Raw genomic sequence first — 18587 nt, forward strand, 5'->3', positions numbered from 1 at the left:
CGGCATGGGGATGAACCGGTACCACCAGTGGTTGTGCGGCTCGGAGCTCTGGGCGAAGGACGTGCGGGACAAGCAGATCCCATGGGCCTTGGAGGGGGCGGAGCTCGGCCAGGACGTGCTGGAGATCGGGCCCGGTTACGGCGCGACCACGCGGGCGCTCGTCGACCTCGTGCCCAACCTGACCTCGGTGGAGATCGACGAGGAGATGGCGCGGCGGCTGGAGCGGCTGCACGGTTCGCGGGTGCGGGTCCTCCACGGTGACGGCACGGCGCTGCCGTTGCCGGACGAGGACTTCAGCGCCGTCGTCTGCTTCACGATGCTGCACCACGTGCCCACGGCCGCGCTCCAGGACCGGCTCTTCGCCGAGGCGTGCCGCGTGCTGCGGCCGGGCGGGGTGTTCACCGGCTCCGACGGCGTCCACTCCCTCGGCTTCAAACTGATCCACATCGGCGACACGTTCAACCCGGTCGATCCGGACACGCTGCCCGCGAGGCTGCGCGACGCGGGCTTCGACAGGGTAGAAATGACCGTGCGGCCCAAGGAGCGCATGCGGTTCCGCGCCTTCAAACCGAGCGGGGAACCCGCGGGGCGCTGATGGCGTTGGGCAGGTAGTCGAAGGGAGCCGGTGTGCTGCGACTGGTGGCGGAGCTGGGGCTGTTCACCGCCCCGAGCCTGCTCGCGGCGCTGTCCCTGGCGCTGGCCGCAGCGGCCGTGCTCCTCGTCGCCGGACGGGTCGTGCCCAGGGGCGTCACCACCGGGCCCGTCGTCGCCGTCGCGGTGGCCCTGCGCGAGCGCGCGCGGCGGACCGCCTTCCTCCCGCAGCGTGACCCGACGGCGCCGGGCCGGCCACGGCCGAGGGCACCGGGATCGGGCTCCGTGGCCGCCTGACCGCACCTCCACTGTCCGCAGTGGACGGTCAGTGCGGCCACCCCGCCCTGTTCCCATCCGGCAACCACGTCAGCGGAGTGTCCTCACATGTCCGACTTCTTCGGCACTGTCTTCGGTGCGCCGGTCGAAGGCGCCTACTACCTCGTCAGCGCGATCGCCGACGCCGTGCAGCCGGTCTTCGGCACGGCGGCCACCGCCGCCGCGATCGTGCTGTTCACCATGGCGGTCCGAATCCTGTTGCTGCCGTTGGGGTTCGCCCAGGCGAAGGCCGAACGCAAGCGCACCGAGCTGCTGCCCCAGCTCAAGGAGCTCCAGGACAAGCACAAGGACAACCCGGAGCTGCTGCAGCAGGAGACGCTGGAGTTCTACCGCAGCTCCGGGTTGTTCACCGGGATGCTGCCCACGATCGCGCAGATCCCGTTCTTCTTCGTGATGTACCGCCTGTTCAGCATGCCCATGATCAACGGGCACGCCAACGACCTGCTCACCCACGACGTGCTGGGCATCCCGCTCGGCTCGTACGTGTTCGGGTTGGACGCGTTCAGCCTTGAGGCCGTCGTCGTCTTCGGCGCGCTGCTCGGGCTGATCGCCCTGGTCGGGTGGTGGACCGCGCGCAGGCAGCCGCCCGGCGGGCCGGGGTGCCTGCGGCTGGTGCACTACGTGACCGTGGTGATCGCGTTGTTCGTGCCGCTGGCCGCCGGGATCTACCTGCTCGTCACCACCGCGTGGACGGCGGTGCAGCGAGCGGTCCTGTTGCGGGACAAGCAGGACGCCTCGTCCTGACGAAGCGGACGTTCCGGACGTCGGTCGTACTCCGACCGGGTGGTGTAATCCTGCTCGCCTTTCGCGTGGGCCGGTGGACGCCGCGCGGACCGCGCCCTCGGGTGGGGTGGGTCCGCGCAGCCCGGGGTTGCTGCGGACGGACCAGTGGGGTTGTCAACGAAGCGCCCAAGGTTGCCGATTCCGTTCTGCCATCCCTGGCGCTCTGGGTAGCCTTCCGGGTGTGGGGCACCTGATGGTTTTCACGACCCTGGACAGTGCGGACGCGGCCGAGGAACTGGCGCGGTCCCTGGTGACCGCCGACCTCGTGGCGTGCGTGCAGATCGTCGGGCCGGTGCGCAGCGTCTACCGGTGGCGGGGCGAGGTGTGCGTCGACCAGGAGTGGCAACTGGTGATCAAGACGGATGAGGATCGCCTGGAGGCGCTGACGAAGCACATCCGCACCCACCACTCCTACGAGCTCCCCGAGGTGGTCGCGGTGCCGATCACCGGCGGCAGCGCGGACTACCTGGACTGGGTGACCGGCCAGACCCGCCCCCACTAGACCGTGTCCCGCGTCCCCTCTATCGCGTTTTGTCACCTTGATGCGATAGAGAGCGCTCTTTTTTCGCATCAAGGTGACAAAACGCGAAAACTCCGGCCGGGGCTGTGCCTCGCGCGCGCTGCTGAGCGGGTGGCCGTGTCCGGTCGGGGGACGCGGGTGGTGGCCAGGTAGTCGGCGACGCGGGTGACCGCTTCGCGGAGGCGGCGGAAGTACGTCGCCCGGCTCGTGGCCAGTGCTCGCGCTATCGCCTCGTGCTGCTGTGCGGGCTCGAAGTACCTGCGCGCCAGGACCTCGCGCAGCTGTGCCTCGCGTTCGGGGGCGCCGAAGGCCGAGCCCGCCGCCTCGCGCAGCGCGGCGCGCACCGACTCCGCTCTGTCCACAATGGAGAAACCGGTCGCCAGCTCTGCCGCCACGTGGTAGCTCTCCAGCGCCGCGCGCACGTCCGACTCCGTCGGCACGTGCCGAGCCGCTGCGCGCGCCGGAACATGGTGCGCAGCAACGAGGTCTTGCCGACTCCGCCCGGACCGTGCACGAACAGCACGTTGCGGTCCAGGCCGCCGGTCAGCGCCCGCTCGAAGACAGCGAGCTCGCGCGCACGGCCGACGAAGCCGTCCCGCGTGGGTGCTGCGCGCTCATGCCTCGACCCTAGAACGACTTGACCGCCGCGCGGCGTCAACCAACTCGCCAGTGATCAACCCGCCGCTCGTGGGGAAACCCGGTGCGGCTTGCCAACGGCCGGGGCAAGCTCGCTGATCGTTCTCGCCAGCAACGAGATCGCAGCCCGCAGGGCTTCCTCGTCCAGGTGCGCGTATCCGAGCGCGAGTCCCTCTCCGCCGAGGAAGGACACCGCGTCGAGCACGAGCTTCGGCCGCAGCCGGTCGGTGACCGCGGACGCCGGGATACCCGGCGGCAGCAGCACCGTGGCGTTGCCCGAGCTGACCGAGCCGCGGACCTCCACCGGCGCCTCGGCGAGCCCGGCCCGCACCGTGGCCAGTCGGTCGGCGTGCACCTCGGACAGCCTCGTCCGGTAGCGCTGCACCGCCCCGCGCTGGAGCAGCTCCGCCGCCGCCTCCTGGGGGACGGGCGCCGGACGCGCCGCCGTCTCGGTCAGCACCGTCTCCAGCCGGGGTGCGAACCGCCGTGGCACCACCAGGTACCCCAGCGGCAGCGCCGAACCGAACAGCGACCGCAACGAGCCGATGTGCGCGACCGGCGCGGGCCCGCCGAGCCGCACCAGGCTCGGCGCGGGGTCCTGCGCCTCCGGCACCTCCTGTCCGAGTTCCACCAGCACCGCCTCGGTCGCCCGGGACCAGTCCAGCAGCGCCCGCCGCCGCCACAGCGGCATCCGGGTGCCCAGCAGGTCGTGCCCGTCGGGGGAGGTGAACACCAGGCGAGCCTCGGCGGGCAGGTCCAGCCACAGTCCGTCCGGCCACACCGGGACCGGACGGACCATCGAGCCCAGCGCGCCCGCGAACGCGCGCAGCGGCCACGGCGCCGGGTCCTCGACGGCGATGGTGTCTCCCGTCCGGCACACCGCGCGGACCAGCAGCTCGGCCGACTGGCTCGGGCCGGAGGTCACGACCACCTCGTGCCGGGCCATCGGCAGGCCCCGGCTGCGCTCCAGGTAGTCGGTGAGCGCCTGGCGCAGCCGGGGCAGGCCCAGTGGCGGGGTCGGGTGCGGCATCGCGTGGCCCGCTGCGCGCCACGCCGCCCGCCACGCCTCGCGGGGGAAGCGCGCCAGGCTGCTCTGCCCCGGCCGCAGGTCGAGCCGGGTGGGCCCGCTGGGCATCGGGGCGGCGGTCCGGCGCTCGCTCGGCAGGTCCTGGACGTAGCTGCCCGCGCCGCGCCGCCCCCGCAGCACCCCGGCCGCGAACAGCAGGTCGTAGGCGGCGACGACGACTCCGCGCGAGACGCCGAAGGACGCGGCCAGCGTGCGGGTGGACGGCAGCCGGGTGCCCGCCCCCAGCACACCGCGCTCGACCAGCTCGGTGAGCTGCCCGGCGATCTGCCGGTGGATCGGGGTGCCGCAGTCGCGGTCGACCGTGATCGGCATGGAAAGTCCTGGCACGCGACCCTCCTCGGGAAAGGTGAAACGGGGGAGGGTCGCCAGGCTAAGGGCCTTTGAGCAGCGGAAACGGGCTTCGTGTTACCGAATCCGTCTCAGCGCCGTTTCACGGTCTCACCGCGGGCGCGTAGCCGGCGACGGGGAAGTGGTCGGAGTACTCGTCGTCGCGGCGGACCACCACGCCGAGCACCTTCACGGTCCACTCCGGGGACTTCACCAGCAGCGTCTCGTTCCGCCACGCGCCGCCGCCGGAGCCGCGCCGCAGCAGCACGTAGTCCAGCTGCTCGGCTGTGGAGCCCCCTGCCATCGAGTTCTGCGCCGGCGACCAGGACGCGGGGCCCGCGAAGTCCGTCGGCGCGAGCGCGTCGAGGTCGGCGAGCATGGTCGGGTACTCCGGCCCCGTCCGGCTCACGTTGAGGTCTCCCGCGATGATCGTCGTCCCGGTGACCCGCTGGTCCAGGTAGGAGTCGATCTCGCGGAACTGCTCGGAGCGCAGCGCCCCGGCCCGCCCGGACCCGCAGGTGCTGTCGTCGGCCTGGACGTGCGTGCCGACCACGTTCACCGCCAGCCCGCGCACGGTCACCCGGACGTGGGCGAAGCCCTTGCTGGAGAAGCCGTCCGCGCCGCAGCCGTTGGTGAAGATGTACTGGTTGCGGGCGCTGAACGGGAACTTGCTGATGATCGCGACCCCGCCGTCCTCGAGGTCGAACTGCGGGTCGCCGTAGGTGCCGTCCCAGCCGGAGTCGCCGCGCCCGACCACCGGCGTCTGGTACGGGTACTCCGCGCGCAACCCCTGGAGCAGTTTCTCCGACGCGGGGTTGTCGAAGACCTCGTTGAGCACGACGACGTCGTAGCCCTTGACGTAGTCCGCCGTCGCGATCAGCCCGGCGCGGGTGTCCTGGGCGTCGGTGGGCGCGGCGATCTTCGGCAAGAACTTGACGTTGTGGGTCAGCACCCGCACCGGTGGTGCTTCCGCCGCGGTCGCGGGAAGCCCGCTTCCCAGCACCACGGCGGCGGTCAGCAGCAGGGTCCAGCGGCGCATCCCGGCCTCCTCGTCACACGAACATGAGTGTGATTCAAGTTAGTGCCGGGACCGCCGCGGAACAGGTCCACCCGGGCGAGGTTCGCCCGAAGTTCGCTCAGGCGTTGACCTCGTGCTGGCGCACCGCCTCCGCGCGCGGGTCCACCACCGCGGCCACCGCCTGGTCCACCGACATGCCGAAGCGGTGCAGCGAGCGGTCGGCGAACTCCATGCAGTGCAGGGCGATCTCGTGCTGGCCGAGCACCCGGTGCGCGCGGCCGAGCCCGTGCATCACGATCGCCAGCTCGTACTCGTCCGCGTCGGTCAGCGAGTTCAACGCGTTCTCCAGGTGGTGCACGGCCTGTTCGGCACGCAGCAGCGCGCGGCCGCGGTCCTTGCCCTCGTGGGCCCCCGCCGCCGCCAGGTACCAGCGGCCGACCGTGATGTCAGCGCGTCCGCTCGGCAGCCCCCTGGTGCCGTGCGGCAGTGCGCGCGAGTCTTCCGGGACCATGCTCGACCCCGCGAGGTCTTCGGAGTGCTTCACGAACTCTCCCCGTCGAACTGCTGAAGCTGAACCTGAACCTGAACTTGTGAGTCTTGGATTCACGTTGACGCAGCTGCGTGCCTGTGGTCCTTTCCGGGTGCCTGGAGAAGCCTGCCGGAATTGTGTTGTACGCCGAGCCGAAAAGGGAATCGGCAGAGACAACCCTGATATGTAGGTCCCATCAGGAAACCAAAATCAAACGTTTGTACACATGCGCGTCTTCGCAGGTCAGTGGGGGTGCTGTCGAGTCAAACGCGACCAAGGTCGGCGGGTGGGCACCAGGCTGGGCCGCCGGAGGGGGCCGGTCGGCGGCCACAGTGGCAACCCGATCGGGTCAGTCTCGTGACCGGTCGGAGACCGAAGGGGTGGTGGCAATGCCCGGAATACGCGAGCCGCACCGATCCAGATGGCCCTGACCGGCGCGGTCGCGTCGCCTGTATCGAAAACGCGATAGATAGTTACCCTGGCGAACTAGCCCAGAGGGGGGCCGGAGTGCTTGATCCGGTACTCCCAGCCACCCTCTTCGGTGCAGTGCAGCTGGTAGTGCGTCTCGATCTTGGGGCCGCCGTGCAGGTAGGTGTGCGTCACGGTGCTGCCGGCGACCGCGCGCGCCACCGGGATCGCGTCCTCGCGCCCGTCCAGCGGGCCGCCGATGAACCGGGCAAGCGCCCGGCCCGGCCCGGAGGAGTCAGGGGACAGCGAAGACGACATGAACCACTCGCAATCTCGACGGTCGGGGTCAGCCCTTCAATCGTAGGGGTGATGACCTGCGTGATCAGTCGTAGTCATCCACTTGGCGCACGGCGGCGGTACTGCGCGGGGGAGTTCGCGGTCGCCGGGTCCTCGTGACTGCCCGCGCGCCCCCGGTCCACGTGGAAGGTGGTGAGCGTCCGTACTGGCGAGTAGGGGTCTCGGCGGTCGTCGATCACCCGCATGTGCGTGCTCCACCGGCGCGGGGTGACCTCGTGGACGTCGTAGCCGTACCGGTTGCCCTCGAAGTACTTCAGGTGCGGGTTGGCCCCGCCCATGACCGGCCCGTTCGTGGCGTTCCACTCCGCCGAGTACGCGCCGGAGGTGATCGAGTGCGCGGTGAACTCGGTCCCGATCACCGGTGCGTCCGGCTGGTCGAAGTCGGCGACGACGTCGTCGACGAACGCGGAGTGCCAGTCGCCGGTGATCACCACGAGGTCGGGCATGCCCGTCTCGTGCACGTGTCCGAGCACCTCGGCGCGCTCGGCGCGGAACCCGTCCCACTGGTCGGTGAAGTAGTAGCCGCCGCCCGGCTTGGCGAGCTGGCTGAGCATGATCGAGTTCACCCAGCAGTGCCAGGAGTCGCCCGCGGTGTCCACCCGCTCCTTCAGCCACGCCTTCTGCGCCGCGCCCAGGATCGTGCCGTCGGGGAGGTTCTGCGCCGAGCGGTACTGCCGCAGGTCGAGGATGTCGAGCTCCAGCAGGTCGCCCCAGCGGCGGTTCCGGTAGATCTGGACGCCGTTCCCGTCGCGCAACGGCATGTGCTCGTAATACGCCTGGTAGGCGGCTGCCCGGCGGGTGACGAACGGTTCGGACGGGTTGGTGCCGCTGTAGTCGTTGGCGACCTCGTGGTCGTCCCACGTGAGAAAGACCGGGTGCGCGGCGTGCATGGCGCGCAATGCCGGATCGCCTTTGTACAGCGCGTGCCGCCGCCGGTAGTCGGCCAGGGTGAACACCTCGGGGCCCTCGTGGTCGCGAACGTGCTGACCACCGACTTGGCCGTGCTCGTAGATGTAGTCGCCGAGATGGACGACGAAATCGAGGTCCTCCCCGGCGATTCCCCGGTGAGCCGCGTAGAAGCCGTCGTGGAAAGCCTGGCAGTTCGCCGCCGCGAAACGGACTTCGCGCACGGGGCCGACTGGTGCGGTCTTCGTGCGACCGACGCGACTGGTCTTCCCGAGCGCCTTGAACCGGTAGTAGTAACGACGCCCGGGTTCCAGGCAGCGCACGGGAATGTGCACGCTGTGGCCTTGTGCGGCCGACGCGGCGACTTTTCCGTGCGCCGTTCTCCTTTTCAAGAGGGGATCTTCGGCGACGACCCACTCGACCTCGACGGAGTCGGGCAGGTTCTGGGTCAGCGCGAGGGGCTCCGGGGCGAGTCGGGTCCACAGCACGACCCCGTCCGGCAAGGGGTCACCCGATGCCACGCCCAGGGTGAACGGCGCGGGATCGTAGGAGACGCCGAGATCCCGCGCCGCGGCCATGGCCTGCCTGGGGGACAACGACTCGCTCAGCGGCCACACCGTGCCGAGCGCCCCCGCGGCCGCCGCGCCGCGCAGGAGGTCGCGGCGGTTCAGCTTCTGTGTCATGGCGTCACCAAACCCAGAACGCGTGGTTGGCCGGTTGACTGGTTTTGAACTCCCGGTGGCAAGACGATGAAACCCCACCTTGAGCGTCCTTTGTGGACATTCTGGGGCGGTCGGCATTTCCCGCACCTGTCACCTGATCGGTACATCGCCTGGCGAGTGCTCGCTGCGATTTGATCGGGTGCTCCCGGCTCCAGCGGGCGCCATCGACGAGAGGTGCACAGCATGTCGGACTACCAGCCACCCGAGATGTACCGGCCCTATCCCACGCGGAGCCACCCCCTTGCGGACGCCGCGGGACGGCACGCGAAGGACTGGGCGCGACGGATGGGGATGCTGGGGACGTTCTGGGAGGAACGGGACATCGACGAGCTGGGCGCCGCGACCTTCGCCGCGCGCACGCACCCCGACGCGTCCGAGTCGGCGCTGCACCTGCTCAGCGAGTGGCACATCTGGGGCTTCCACCTGGTCGCGCACATCGGCGACGAGTACCGGCGAACACGCGACATCGCCGGAGCGAAGCACTTCGCCCGGCGACTGCCCACATTCATGCCGCTGGACTCCGCAGTGGTCGCGTCGCCGGTCAACGCGGCCGAGCGCGGCCTCGCCGACCTGTGGGTCCGCACCGCGCCGTCGATGCCCGGCGCGCTCCGGGAACAGCTGCGCCGCAACGTGAAGAGCTACGGCGACAGCCATGTCGAAGAGCTGTCCAACCTCTGCCAGGACCGGGTGCCCGATCCCAGTGGCTACCTCGCCACCCGTACCCAGACCTTCGGAGTGGCCTGGGCGCACGACCTGATCCGGCACACGATCGACGACAGGGTTCCCCAGGAGGTCTTCGACACCTGGCCGATGCGCGCACTGCTCGCCGCGTTCTTCGAGGCCACCGGGCCGCAGAGCGACGCGCGGACCTACCGGGAGGACGTGCGCGGCGACACCAAGGTCAACAACGGCGTGCACGTCTACACCCGGTTCCTCGGCTGTCCACCGCAGCGAGCGGGCGAGGTCCTCAACTCACTCGGCACGGAACGGCTGCGCCGGTTCGAGAACCTCGCGATCACGGAGGTCCCCGCGCTCGCCGTCGAGCTCGGGATGGGGCTGGCGGACGGCGAACGCCTCTTACGGCACATCGACCACCTCAGGCAGTTCACGGCGGGGACGCACGACTGGCTCTGCCGTGAGCGCACACCACCCGCGCGTCGCCCCAGCGCCACCAAACGCCTCCCCGGTCCGCCCGCCGCACCCACGGCCCTGCTCAACCTCCTGTGACAGGAGCTCCACACACCGATGCGGTCATCCCACCACCCCCTGACACCCACCTCCGCGTGCCCCTCATCTCGCGTTGTGGAGCCTTAACGCGAAATGGGAGCGCTCTTTCGCGCGTTAAGGCTCCACAACGCGAAAACTCCGACCACGCCAGCTGGCCCACGTGCGCCTACCGCGGCGTGGGGTCGGCGTGTCATGCCGGGGGCATCGGGGGGCTAGTGGGGTTCGGGGATGCGGGACAGGACCACGGCGAAGACGAGCAGGCCCGCGCCTTGAGCGAGGGTGAGCAGCTGCGGGTTGATCGCGTCGCCGATCGCTCCGAAGGCCAGGAAGGCCACCGGGAAGGTCGCGCTGATCGCCGCTTGCAGCGCCGCGAAGAAGCGTCCCTTCACCTCGTTGGGCACCGCCGCCTGGAACAGGGCGGTGAACTTCACGTTCGACATGCCGAGGCACAGGCCCGCGAGAGCCAGCATCGCCGCGTACACGGTCGTGTCGGCCACGACGCTCGGGATCGCCAGGAAGAAGCCGAACGCCGCGATGCACAGCGCTCCGAAGCGGATCGTGCGGCCCGCTGTCGGGATGTTCGCCGCGCTGAAAGCTCCGACGAGCAGCCCGAGCCACAGAGCCGCCTCCAGGACCGCGAGCGTGCCCGCTTCGCTGTTCAGCACCAGCTTCGTGTACAGCGGCAGCACCAGCAGGGTCGGGGCCGAGAAGAAGTTCGCCGCCGCGAAGCACACCAACAGCGGTCGCACCGACGGCATCGAGCCCAGGAAGCTCCAGGTGCTCTTGTGCTCCTGTTGCGGAGCCGAGTCCGCGACCGCGAGCGGGGCAGGGGAGGCGGGCAGCGGGGTGAAGCGGGCGAGGTACAGGCACAGGGCCGCGACCGCGTAGCTCGCCGCGTTGATCATCACCGCGCCCGGGAAACCGACCGTGGCCAGCAGGACCGCGCCGAAGGCCGCGCCCGCGAAGTTGGCGACCGACTGGGTGGAGGTGCCGAAGCCGACCGCGCGCTCGACGTCCTCGGCCGCGACCAGCTCCGGCATCGCCTTGAGCAGGCACGGGTCGAAGAACGCCTGGCACACCGCGAGAACCAGCGCGACGGGGTAGACCGCCCACGGGGAAACCGCGTCCTGCCAGGCGAACACCGCCAGCACGGTGACCACGGCGCAGGCGACGAGCTCGGCGCGGATCATCACCTCGCGACTGGGCCGCACGTCGATCAGCCTGCCGATGTGGCGCACCAGCACCAGCGGCGGCAGCGCGCCCATCACCAGGAACGCGCCGGAGGCGATGCCGCGGACGTCCTCCGGCAGGCTGCCGAGCAGCCACCACAGCAACGCGATCTGGTAGATCCGGGTGCCGCCCTGGCTGAGCACCTGGCCGACCCAGACCAGCGCGAAGTTCCGGTTGCGCACCAGCAGGGGCTTCCTGCGTGTCGGAGTGCTCATGCGCCACGCTCGTCGATCAGGCGGACCAGCTTGCCGGTGCGCGGGTTGGTGGTGAGCTCGGTGGTGCCGACCCATTCCACCGCGAGCGGCTGGATCAGGCCGCGGGCCACGTGGTCGGCGAACATCGGGCGGGTCTCGTCCAGCCGCGCCGCGATCGCCTCGGTCAGCTTGTCCGTGCCCACCACGTCACCGGCCAGGCGCAGCACGAGCTGGTCCTTGGCCGCGCGGCGGCGCAGCACCACCTGGCCGCCGGTGATGCCCTGGCCGCCCACCGCCGTCTTCACGATGCTCAGCAGGTCGTCCAGGTACAGCGTGACCGGCCCGACCCTGGCGCCCTCGTCGGAGCGGCCGAGCAGGCGGAAGGTCCGCGCGTCCACGTCGACCCACTCGGCGCGGTCGCCGACCGGGTAGCGCAGCACCGGCTGGAGCGTGCGGACCAGGTCGGTCACCACGATCCGGCCCACCCTGCCCGGCTCGGTGATCGGCGCACCGGTGTCCTCGTCCAGGATCTCCATGATCCGGCCGGGGTAGACCTGGTGCACGCGAGCGTCCTCCTCACCGTCCACAGGGGACCCGAGGATGCCGCCGTCCACACTGGCGTAGCCGATCGAGCGCACGGACGCGTTGGGGAACGCCGAGGCCAGCAGCTCACGCTGATCGCCGTAGAACGCCTCACCGCTGAACAGCACGAGTCGGATCAGCGGCAGCGAGCCCACGGTGTCGTGCACGTACTGCGCGAGCTGGCACAGCGACGTGGGCGGCGCGGCGAGAACTGTGCCACCGAACTCCAGCAGGGTGTTGGTGATGAACTCCTGCGTGGAGGAACCCGCGATCGGCAGCTGCACGGTGTCCACCGGCGAGTCCTGCAACGCGTTGAGAGTGAAGATGAAGCTGGAGTACAGCTCTCCGGCGTAGAACAGGTTCGCGACCCGGTCGCCTTCACGCAGCCCCGCCGCGGCCAGGCCCTTCGAGAAGGTCTCGCTCATCTCCCGCCACTCGGCGCGCGTGTAGACTGAAACCTTGGGCGCGCTCGTGGTTCCGCCGCTCTTGAAGACGATCCCGCCGACGTGCTTCGCCGTGTGCAGCCGGTTGTCGTGCAGCGTGTTCGCCGCCCAGTACGCGCCGTGGTCCACCACGGGCAGCTCCTCCAGCGCGGGCGCGTCCGGAAGGTCCTGGTAGAGCTCGCGGTAGAACGGTGAGTTCTCGCGGACGAGTTCGACGAGTCGGTTGTAGTCAGTCACCGTTACGCTCCCGGCTGTCCACGACGGCGACGAGCTTGCCGCTGTTGTTGGTGCGCTTGAACTTCTCGGCTGACGCCAGCTCGATGTGCAGGGACACCAGCTGGTCCCGGACGGCGGTCGTCTCCAGGTCGGGGTAGCGCTGGACGAACTCCCTCCGGACCGTCTCGGTGTCCGACGGGGCTCGGTCGCGGTCCAGCCGGATCGTCAGCCGCTCCTGGTCACCTGCCTCGTCCAGCACGATCTGGAGGTCGCCGGAGTAGTCGAAGGCCTCACCCGCCACCGCGACGAACCTGCGGTAGTTGAGGAAGTGCCCGCCGCTGCGGAACACGTCACCGGCGCGGCCCAGCAGCTCGAAGCGCGGAGTCCTTCTGCCGCAAGGGCATTCCTCGGTCAGCCAGCGGCCGAGGTCGCCGATCTCGTAGCGGTCCAGCCGCTGGCCGCGCCGGGTGTGCGCGGTGAACACCAGTCGGCCGGTCTCGCCGGGGGCGACCGGGCGGTCCTCCTCCTGGTCCAGGATCTCCAGGGTCTGCAAGCCGGCGAACAGGTGGTGCACCCGCGACGGCGACTCCAGGCACTGGTAGCCCAGCGGGCCGCCGTCCACGCTGCCGTAGGCCGCCGAGCGGATCAGCTCGACGCCGAACTCCTCGGTCAGCCACCGCTTCTGCTGCTCGCTGAAGTGCTCGCCGCCGTAGAAGATCTTGCGGACCCCGCGGTAGGCGCGCAGCGCCTCGCCCGCCTCGTCGAACAGGCGCAGCAGGTAGCTGGGCATGCCGAGCAGGGTGTCCACCTTGTTGTCCACAATGGACTTGGCAACCATCTCGTGCTCGTTCTGCTGGCCCGCCATGGGGTACTGCACGGCCTCAAGCCGCTCCAGCACCGAGAAGAAGCTCGGGAAACCGCCGTAGAGCTGGCCGCCGAAGAACAGGTTCATCGTCCGGTCGGTGCGCGGGTCGAACCCGGCGGCGATCATGCCCTCGGCGCCGTGGCGCATGTGCTCGTCGTAGTCGGCCCAGCTGAACGCGGACAGCTTCGGAGCGCCCGTGCTGCCGCCGCTGCGGAAGAACACCTCGGCCCGGCTGAGGTCGTCCTGCAACCGGTCGAACTCCGCCTTGGACGTGACCGGGACCGCGGGCGGAGGCAGCTTGCGCGCGCTGACCAGGTCGTCCAGGCAGGCGTCCCGGTCGAAGCGCTCGTCGAGCTGCACGTCGACGCGGCGGCTGTAGCGCTGCAACGCGTACACGCCGTCGTGCGGTTCGCCGTCGTAGCTGCCGAGCATCGAGCCCGGCACGGTCACCCGCTGCACGCCCGCGCCGATCAGGCTCCGGGTGAGCACAGCGGTGTCCTGCCGGTTCGCGCCGAGCCCGACGGTCTGGAGGTAGCGGCGCATCGGCCGCAGCGTCGCGGCGATCTGCTTGCGTGCCAGGGACTTCACCCAAACCGTGCGGTACAACGGCGAGGCCCGCAGCGCCGAGCGGGTGTCGGCGAGAACCCGCCAGGACCCGTCGGAAGCCTTGTGCACCTTGGTGAGTCCGAGGTGCTGCTCCAGCTCGGTGACGAGCACGGTGTTGGTGATCTCGGCCCACTCCGGGTCGCTCGGCTCGCGGCGATCGGCGGTGGGGACGACCTCGTCCAGCACGGCGGCGAAGCGCTCCGCGAAGGCGAAGACCTCCGCGTCGTCGTCGGTGTCGAGGTAGAGGACCTGCGGACTCGAACACGCCTGCTGGTCCATCGCGCAGACATCGGCGGCCACGCGTCGCAAGGTCTCCTGGTCGGACCAGGAATCGCTTGTCAGGTAAGCGAAAGAGAGCTTCGGGCCCCATTCGACCAAGCGGCAGCCGGGGCGCAGCACGGACGCGACTCCCGCCAGGGCCTCCTCCCCGCCCCACGCGGCGACGGCGTCGGCCGGCGCGCACATCCGCTCCAGCCACTCGCGGCGGCTGGAGGAGTAGTGCAGCACGATGACCCGCTCGGCGATCTGCCCGGTCGGGTCGGCATCGGCCAGCGCCGACAGCAGCTCGGCGGTGAACCGCGAGTCCTCACCGCTCGTCTTGACCACGTTGAGGTTGCCGGACAGCAGTCCCTCAAGGCAGCTCAGCGCACCGGCCGCGGGCGCGTTGCCCGGCGCGATGTGCGCGAGCAGGCCGACCGGCACCCACGCCTCGAAGACCTGCTTGCGGAAGTCGAAGCGCGCCAGGCGGTTCGGGTCCACAGTGCCCAGCTCGCGGACGACCTTCTTCTCGATCGTCGGCCTGGCGAGCGCTCCGGTGAGCCCGGCGAGGATCTGCTCGATCTCCTGCGACGGCACGTTCCAGTCCACCAGGCGCTGCGAAAGCCGTTGGCGCACCGGGCTTTCCGCGTCGGAGAGGTGCTTGACCAGCCGGTCGGCCGCCGCCATGACGATCAGCGGGCTCAGCGGCTCACCCGCGAGCACCTGCTGGGTGCGCTCCTCAAGGGTGTCCAGTCGGCGGTCGGCCTCGGCGTCGTCGACCCACTCGCCCTGCCAGTAGTGCTGGTTCATGACCTGTCCTTCAGGAGTTCGGCGGCGGCGATGGCGCAGCTCTTGTTGCGGCTCAGCCCGGCGCGCCCGTGGATCTCGAACCACGGCGTGTCCAGACCGCAGCCGCACTCGGCCGGGGTGTGCAGCGAAGCGAGGTCACCCATGAGCACGCTCTGCGCGGGCGCCGAGGTGATGAACGGCGAGACGAACTGGAGGTAGCCGCGCTCGCCGTGGGGCAGCGGCTCCAGCGTGCGCACGGAGCGGACCAGCACCCGTGACCACACCGGCACGTGCATGTTGTGCCTGGCGCACTCGATGTAGGGCACCGAGTGCTCGACGGAGCCGAAGCCGTCCCTGATCCGCTCGTCGGGGATGCCGAGCTGGTCGGTGATCTTCGCGTACAGCTCGCGTTTGCTGATCTGCTTGTCCGCGTTGCCCTTCCAGCCACCGCCGAACAGGACGAGCGAGTCGTCGGAGAGCGAGACCGGCGGCAGGCCGAGCGAGCGCATCCGGTCCAGGGTGAAGGACAGGAACGCCGGGAAGCCGAAGATCCGCACGGGCACGCCGTCCTCAGCTGAGCGCAGAAGTGCCCGCACAGCACCGAAAGCGTCGAACTCGTGGCCGTTGCCGGTGCTGGGCAGGCCGTACTCCACCCGCCGCACCGGCGCGAAGTCGCACAGGTAGTGGTCGGTGAAGGACGCGCCGAGGTTCACGCCGGGCTTGGGCTGGTAGGTGTAGATGAGGTAGTCGACGGGGCGGTTGTCGTCGATCCACCCGTAGTGCTCGAAGATCCGCGCCACCATGCGCTGTCCGGAGCGCAACGTCCAGTCGTCGAAGAACATCTGGGACTTCTGGCCAGTGGTGCCGGAGGAGGTCACGTGCAGCTTGACGTCCTCGCGCGGGATCGAGACGACCTCGTGCATCTTGAAGAAGTTCGCGTGCACGAATGGCTGCCGTTCGAGGTCCACAATGGACTCCAAGGGCGGCCGCGAGCCCAGCAGGTTCGCGAAGAACGGCGAGCGCTCCGCGTGCCAGCGGTTGGACTCGTTCATCGCGGCCACGAACAGCGCGTCGGCGTCGGGGCCGGTGTCGTAGGGCTTCGCGAGATCACACAGGCGTTGGACCTCGGCGAGGGCCGAGGGGTCCGGCACCGTGATCGGGCCGAGGTAGCTGCTCACCGGTACACCCCGATCGTGTTGAGGTACTTCTGCTTCCAGAGGTCGATGTACTGCTCGACGAACGGCCGGAACGCCGCGTCGATCGCGAGGCCGCGGAAGTCCAGCGGCTGCATGGTCCGCGCCATCACCACGTAGTCGCGGAACATCTCGCCGTCCCGCCGCATCGCGGGGTAGACGGCGGCGGGCAGGAACCCGTGCGAGAGCAACGAGGACAGCTCCTCGAAGGAGTGCAGCGGGACCAGCGTCTCCACGTAGAACGCGCCGAAGTCGCCGAGCTGGCCGATCAGCTGGTCCAGGTGCGGCGAGACCGCCATCGGGTCCGGGGCCGCGCCGATCAGCGTGCAGTACCCGTCGCTGACGCTGAGGTGCGTGTACACCTCGTACGAGCCGTCGCAGGCCGCGAGCAGCACGTTCGGCTTGTGGAACGGGTAGAACCCCCGGACGGGGTCCACCACCTCGCCGAAGCGGCGCAGCACGAAGTCCGGCGCGTTGATCAGCTCCACGCCCGGTGACGGCAGCTGGGTGGGAACCTCCTGTTCCGGCACCGGTTCTGGCAGCACCGGCATGCCCGCGACGGTGGTCAGCGCCTCGACGATCGGCCCGAGGCTGGCGGGCACGCGCTCGACCGGGTGCCGCTGCTCGATGACGCCGTCCCGGTGCCGCGCGAGCAGGACCATGGTCTCGTGCTTTGCGGCCTTGCGGAGGTTGGGGAAGAAGCCCAGCGCCCGGAACCCGCTGCGCAGGCAGATCCGCTGCGGCGCGGTCGCCGTCGTGCGCGCGGTGGCGTAGACGGAGTCGATCCGGCCGTCGGCCAGCATCTCGTCGCTCATCGAGCCCACCGCGCGCTGGGCGATGCCGCCGCCGCGGCACTCCGGGTCCACCACGAGCCCCTGCATCTTGCCGAGCCGGTCCGCCGGGTCCACGTTGCCCACGATGGACGCGACGAGCCTGCCCCCGTTCGGCTCGCGGGCGACCATCCAGGTCGTGCGGTCCGAGGTGATCTCCTGGGCCATGACGGCCGGGTCGGTGCCCAGCGGGAGCGCGTAGGCCTTGCCGTAGACGCGTCGATAGAGCAGCAACAGCTCGTCGATGTCGTCGACCCGGGCACGGTCGAAAACGGGTGTCAACGCGTCTCCTTCAGGCAGCACTCGATTCCCGCCCACGCGCGCGCGAACAGGAAGAACGGGGAGGATAAGGGGCTCGGCCGTCGGCCGTAGACGCTTCGATGCTATCGCCCCGAATCCTTGACAGATGCTTGAGCGTTCGCCTGGCCTGCGGATATGTCGGCCGGTGGCGACCATAGTCACATCCGGTAACGGCGGCTCTCGTTATTTAACTAATCGGCCGTTCGGGTAATCCGTTCCCGGCTGTTGGAATTCCCCGTCTGGAATCTGAGCAAACCGCCGCGGGTCGGGTCCTCGGGTAGTCATCCTTTTGATGGCAGGAGTCGTATGTTTGGTGGACGACGACCTTCGGGGTCGGTTTACGCCGAACGCGCCAACCCCTGGGTGTCGGCGGTCTTCGCAAGGGTCTGCAAGAAATGTATGCGGCTTGCGCGAACTTGCGTCATTATTGCGGGATGACGCGACGACTGGCCGAGGTGGCCCGCAAGGTCGGGGTGAGCGAGGCGACGGTGAGCCGGGTGCTCAACGGCAAGCCCGGGGTCTCCGAGTCGACCCGCGCGGCCGTGCTGACCGCGCTCGACGTGCTGGGCTACGAGCGCCCGACCCAGCTGCGCGGCGAACGCGCCCGCCTGGTCGGCCTCGTGCTGCCGGAGCTGCAGAACCCGATCTTCCCCGCCTTCGCCGAGATCATGGGCAACGCGTTGGCGCAGCAGGGCTTCACCCCGGTGCTGTGCACCAGGACGGCGGGCGGGGTCTCCGAGGCCGACTACGTGGAGCTGCTGCTGGCCCAGCAGGTCTCCGGGGTCGTCTTCGCGGGCGGCGCCTACGCCCAGGCCGACGCCTCGCACGAGCACTACCGCCTGCTCATCGAGCGCCAGCTGCCGACGGTGCTGGTCAACGCGGCGGTCGAGGACCTCGGCTTCCCCAGGGTCTCCTGCGACGACGCGGTCGCCGCCGAGCAGGCGCTGACCCACCTGACGTCGCTGGGCCACGAGCGGGTCGGCATGGTCCTCGGTCCGCCGGACCACGTCCCCTCCCGCCGCAAGCTCGCCGCCTTCACCGCGGCCGCGGCCAAGGCGGGCCTGGACGTGCCGGCCGAATGGGTCGGCCACGCGATGTTCTCCCTGGAAGGCGGCCAGGCCGCGGCGACCCGGCTGATCGAGCGCGGGGTCACCGGCATCGTCTGCGCCAGCGACCCCCTGGCGCTCGGCACGGTCCGCGCGGTCCGCCGCCGGGGCATGGCGGTCCCGAAGGACGTCTCGGTGATCGGCTACGACGACTCGGCCTTCATGAACTGCACGGACCCGCCCCTGACCACGATCCGCCAGCCGATCGAAGCGATGGGCCGCGCGGCGGTGGACCTCCTGGCGGTCCAGATCAACGGCGCCGAGGTCTCCTCGGAGGAGCTCCTCTACGAACCCGAGCTGGTCGTCCGCGCCTCCACCGCCCCCGCCCCCCGCTAACCCCCGCACCCCTTACGGCCATTCGCGGGCTTATGGACCCCTCCGGGCCTCCGGACGCGTCCATAAGCCCGCGAATGGCCGTTTTTGGGTGCGAAGGGGAGGGAGGTTGTGGGTTTATTGCGGGATGTCGTCGGGATCTTGCGGTGGAGTGGTGGGGAAATTAAGGTGAGCGGGCCGTACCGCGCCGCCGCA

At 70.0% G+C, this 18587-nt stretch carries 17 protein-coding genes and 1 pseudogene; 6 read left to right on the forward strand and 12 right to left on the reverse strand.

Annotation, left to right across the window (positions count from 1 at the left end):
* Nucleotides 1-4 precede the first annotated feature (4 nt).
* The 4 genes from ACFFQA_RS30925 (at nucleotide 5) to cutA (ending at nucleotide 2212) form a co-directional block, all read left to right on the forward strand.
* Nucleotides 5-595 carry a class I SAM-dependent methyltransferase gene (locus ACFFQA_RS30925; RefSeq protein ID WP_377860030.1) on the forward strand — a complete coding sequence of 197 codons (591 nt, stop codon included), beginning with the start codon at nucleotides 5-7 and terminating at the stop codon, nucleotides 593-595.
* Nucleotides 596-627: 32 nt separating this feature from the next.
* Complete coding sequence (locus tag ACFFQA_RS30930) at nucleotides 628-888, forward strand: DUF6412 domain-containing protein (protein ID WP_377860032.1); 261 nt, start codon at nucleotides 628-630, stop codon at nucleotides 886-888.
* A gap of 87 nt (nucleotides 889-975) precedes the next feature.
* Complete coding sequence (locus ACFFQA_RS30935) at nucleotides 976-1671, forward strand: YidC/Oxa1 family membrane protein insertase (protein ID WP_377860034.1); 696 nt, start codon at nucleotides 976-978, stop codon at nucleotides 1669-1671.
* A 232-nt stretch (nucleotides 1672-1903) separates the two neighbouring features.
* A complete protein-coding gene (cutA, locus tag ACFFQA_RS30940) occupies nucleotides 1904-2212 on the forward strand; it encodes a divalent-cation tolerance protein CutA (protein WP_377860036.1) in 309 nt (102 codons plus the stop codon).
* Between the two features lie 68 nt (nucleotides 2213-2280).
* On the opposite strand, the gene ACFFQA_RS38100 is transcribed toward cutA, so the two are convergent.
* The 7 genes and pseudogenes from ACFFQA_RS38100 to ACFFQA_RS30970 form a co-directional block, all read right to left on the reverse strand.
* Nucleotides 2281-2670, reverse strand: coding sequence for a hypothetical protein (locus tag ACFFQA_RS38100; protein WP_512699668.1), 390 nt, complete (start codon nucleotides 2668-2670; stop codon nucleotides 2281-2283).
* 47 nt (nucleotides 2671-2717) lie between these two features.
* A pseudogene (locus tag ACFFQA_RS38105) lies at nucleotides 2718-2888 on the reverse strand (hypothetical protein); the annotation flags it as partial.
* A gap of 15 nt (nucleotides 2889-2903) precedes the next feature.
* A complete protein-coding gene (locus ACFFQA_RS30950; RefSeq protein WP_377860040.1) occupies nucleotides 2904-4280 on the reverse strand; it encodes an aminotransferase-like domain-containing protein in 1377 nt (458 codons plus the stop codon).
* 103 nt (nucleotides 4281-4383) lie between these two features.
* Nucleotides 4384-5319, reverse strand: coding sequence for an endonuclease/exonuclease/phosphatase family protein (locus tag ACFFQA_RS30955; protein ID WP_377860042.1), 936 nt, complete (start codon nucleotides 5317-5319; stop codon nucleotides 4384-4386).
* Between the two features lie 97 nt (nucleotides 5320-5416).
* The gene (locus tag ACFFQA_RS30960) at nucleotides 5417-5842 is read right to left on the reverse strand and encodes a hypothetical protein (protein ID WP_377860044.1); all 426 of its coding nucleotides are present in this window, start codon (nucleotides 5840-5842) and stop codon (nucleotides 5417-5419) included.
* 471 nt (nucleotides 5843-6313) lie between these two features.
* Nucleotides 6314-6553, reverse strand: coding sequence for a DUF8847 domain-containing protein (locus ACFFQA_RS30965; RefSeq protein WP_377860045.1), 240 nt, complete (start codon nucleotides 6551-6553; stop codon nucleotides 6314-6316).
* 74 nt (nucleotides 6554-6627) lie between these two features.
* Nucleotides 6628-8181, reverse strand: coding sequence for an alkaline phosphatase D family protein (locus tag ACFFQA_RS30970; RefSeq protein ID WP_377860046.1), 1554 nt, complete (start codon nucleotides 8179-8181; stop codon nucleotides 6628-6630).
* 222 nt (nucleotides 8182-8403) lie between these two features.
* Here ACFFQA_RS30970 and ACFFQA_RS30975 point away from each other — a divergent pair, with 222 nt between their 5' ends.
* Entirely contained in the window at nucleotides 8404-9447 is a 1044-nt protein-coding gene (locus ACFFQA_RS30975; protein WP_377860048.1) for a terpene synthase family protein, read from the forward strand.
* Nucleotides 9448-9659: 212 nt separating this feature from the next.
* On the opposite strand, the gene ACFFQA_RS30980 is transcribed toward ACFFQA_RS30975, so the two are convergent.
* The 5 genes from ACFFQA_RS30980 to ACFFQA_RS31000 are packed head-to-tail and all read right to left on the reverse strand — an operon-like array spanning nucleotide 9660 to nucleotide 16935.
* Nucleotides 9660-10892 (reverse strand): MFS transporter, encoded by a 1233-nt coding sequence (locus ACFFQA_RS30980; RefSeq protein WP_377860050.1) that lies wholly within the window; start codon nucleotides 10890-10892, stop codon nucleotides 9660-9662.
* Nucleotides 10889-12133 (reverse strand): phenylacetate--CoA ligase family protein, encoded by a 1245-nt coding sequence (locus ACFFQA_RS30985; RefSeq protein WP_377860052.1) that lies wholly within the window; start codon nucleotides 12131-12133, stop codon nucleotides 10889-10891. The genes ACFFQA_RS30980 and ACFFQA_RS30985 overlap by 4 nt, the downstream gene beginning before the upstream one ends.
* Complete coding sequence (locus ACFFQA_RS30990; RefSeq protein WP_377860054.1) at nucleotides 12126-14651, reverse strand: acyl-CoA reductase; 2526 nt, start codon at nucleotides 14649-14651, stop codon at nucleotides 12126-12128. The genes ACFFQA_RS30985 and ACFFQA_RS30990 overlap by 8 nt, the downstream gene beginning before the upstream one ends.
* Nucleotides 14648-15808, reverse strand: a complete 1161-nt coding sequence (locus tag ACFFQA_RS30995) for a LuxE/PaaK family acyltransferase (RefSeq protein ID WP_377860056.1) — start codon at nucleotides 15806-15808, stop codon at nucleotides 14648-14650. The genes ACFFQA_RS30990 and ACFFQA_RS30995 overlap by 4 nt, the downstream gene beginning before the upstream one ends.
* Nucleotides 15805-16935: a GNAT family N-acetyltransferase gene (locus tag ACFFQA_RS31000; RefSeq protein ID WP_377860058.1), complete on the reverse strand. Its 1131-nt coding sequence runs from the start codon at nucleotides 16933-16935 to the stop codon at nucleotides 15805-15807. Before ACFFQA_RS31000 ends, ACFFQA_RS30995 begins: the two co-directional genes overlap by 4 nt.
* A 413-nt stretch (nucleotides 16936-17348) precedes the next feature.
* On the opposite strand from ACFFQA_RS31000, the gene ACFFQA_RS31005 reads away from it, so the two are divergent.
* Nucleotides 17349-18395: a LacI family DNA-binding transcriptional regulator gene (locus tag ACFFQA_RS31005; protein WP_377860060.1), complete on the forward strand. Its 1047-nt coding sequence runs from the start codon at nucleotides 17349-17351 to the stop codon at nucleotides 18393-18395.
* Nucleotides 18396-18587: the final 192 nt, after the last annotated feature.

This window comes from Allokutzneria oryzae, from assembly GCF_042429765.1.
Taxonomy (GTDB): Bacteria; Actinomycetota; Actinomycetes; order Mycobacteriales; family Pseudonocardiaceae; genus Allokutzneria; species Allokutzneria oryzae.